This window comes from Campylobacter sp. RM12640, from assembly GCF_020137595.1.
Taxonomy (GTDB): domain Bacteria; phylum Campylobacterota; class Campylobacteria; order Campylobacterales; family Campylobacteraceae; genus Campylobacter_E.
In genome coordinates this window covers 1-1,968 of sequence record NZ_JACGAU010000048.1, presented here as the reverse complement: position 1 = coordinate 1,968, position 1,968 = coordinate 1, and the positions used below count along the sequence as shown (strand labels likewise).

General features: G+C 25.1%; 1 protein-coding gene and 1 pseudogene. Both read right to left on the bottom strand.

Translation table 11 applies throughout. The features are described from left to right. Nucleotides 1-189: 189 nt before the first annotated feature. Nucleotides 190-774 (bottom strand): annotated as a pseudogene (locus AVBRAN12640_RS10070) (methyl-accepting chemotaxis protein); the annotation flags it as partial. 587 nt (nt 775-1,361) lie between these two features. Further along, the gene (locus tag AVBRAN12640_RS09775; protein WP_214118998.1) at nt 1,362-1,853 is read right to left on the bottom strand and encodes a PAS domain-containing protein; all 492 of its coding nucleotides are present in this window, start codon (nt 1,851-1,853) and stop codon (nt 1,362-1,364) included. Nucleotides 1,854-1,968: the final 115 nt, after the last annotated feature.

The window sequence follows — 1,968 nt, the reverse complement described above, 5'->3', positions numbered from 1 at the left end:
CAATAGGCTTTTAAATATATAAAAAGGTTGTTGCCGAAGTATTTTCATTCATTTATAGAATGTCAAAAGAAATGAAATGATTTTAGATTTATACAAAATCACTCTTAGTATAATTTATTTTAAAAACGAAATTGAATATATTTAAAGGTTTAAGGAATTTAAAAATTTATTTTAAATTCCTTATTTAAACTAGCAATTTTTACACATATTAAAGATTAAATCATCAAATCTTTTCACAAGTCTTACTTGCTCGTCTAATTCTTCACAATTATAAAGCTCTTCGTATAAAGCTAAAATATCTTTAAATATACCTTCTTGCTCTTTTTTAATTGATTTTGCAATGTTTTCTTCTAATGATTTATTTTGTTTTAAATTCTTATTAAGCAAACACCTAATCGCATCATCTTTATAAAGTAATAAATGTATTTGTATAAATAAATTATTTTGCAATCTACCACTATTTTGAGCGTTATTAAAGTTATTTTCAGATAATTTTTCATAAGAACTTAAAGTATCAAAAAACTGATTTGTTTTTTCTTGATTTTTATTGCTAATTTCTGAAACTTGATTTGAATACTCTAAACACTTTTTAACACTTTCTTTTAAAGAATTTATATTCAAATTAATAGTATTGGTAGCTTCTTCTGTATTATTTGCTAATTTTCTTACTTCATCAGCAACTACCGCAAATCCACGACCATGCTCACCTGCTCTTGCTGCTTCAATTGCAGCATTTAATGATAATAATTGAGTTTGGTCTGTAATGTCTTTTACCATTTCAATAATTTTTGATATTTCATTTGTTTTTTCATTTAGACCATTGATTAAATCAGTAAATAAACCTATGTAATTTTGTAATTCATTTGAGCTTTTTGATAATTCTTTTACCATAGTTTGAGTAGTATGCGAATCATCTGCAATTTGCTTTGAAGAATTTAAAATGCTATTTAAATTAGTTTGATTTGTGCTTAAGCCATTTGTTAAAATATCAATTATACCTGAATCATTGTTGTTTTGTTGAACCTTAATACTAAGTTCATTTAAGCGTTGAGTTTCTATACTTTTTGCAATTCCTAAAATCGCACTTACTAAATTATCAGCAGTGCTTTTAAATCTACCTTTTAAACCTACACTATTAATATTTCTATAAGTTGCACCAGAAAAAGCAACCTCAATAGAGCTAGCAACTTCTCTTTGCCACACTTCTATTTGGTCTAACAAATTATTTAAATGATTTGCTAATATTGTGTATTTTTCGCCCTTTATACCAGTAACTCTTGATTCTAAATATCCATTTGAAGTTTGCTCTAAAACTTCTATAATTTTATTGAATGCTTCATCATTATTTTTATTAAATATACTCATTTTAGCCCCTGAATACCTATCATAAATTCGTTATAACCTTTATTTTCTTTTTTCAAAATATCTTCTATAATTTTCCAAGAAGCATCAACTCCTTGAGCTTTCTCAACTTCAAGCATTTTAGCATATAAAGCAATAATAACTTCTTTAGCTTTTTTACCTATTTTTCTTCTAACTGAATAATATCCTATCGTATTACCAGATAAATCATAAGATATGCTAATATTGGCAAATACCCAATAATATCCACCATCAAATGTTCTATTTTTTACGAAAGCATAAACTTCTTTTCTTCCTTTTAATTGTTGCCACAAGTATCTAAAAACTGCTTTAGGCATATCTTTATGTCTTACAACATTATGTGGCTTATTTAAAACTTCATTTTCTGTTGAACCTATAATTTTTAAAAAAGATTCATTAGCATAAGTAATATTGCCTTTAATATCTGTTTTGCTAACTATAAAGTCATTATCCAATAGTTCCTTTTCCATTTCTTCCCCAATCATTATAATAAAAAAATAATTTTATAATATCTTCATTATTGTAAAATAGAGATATTATATTTTTGTAAATTTATTATCGTGAAATAAATTTTATTACTCAAAC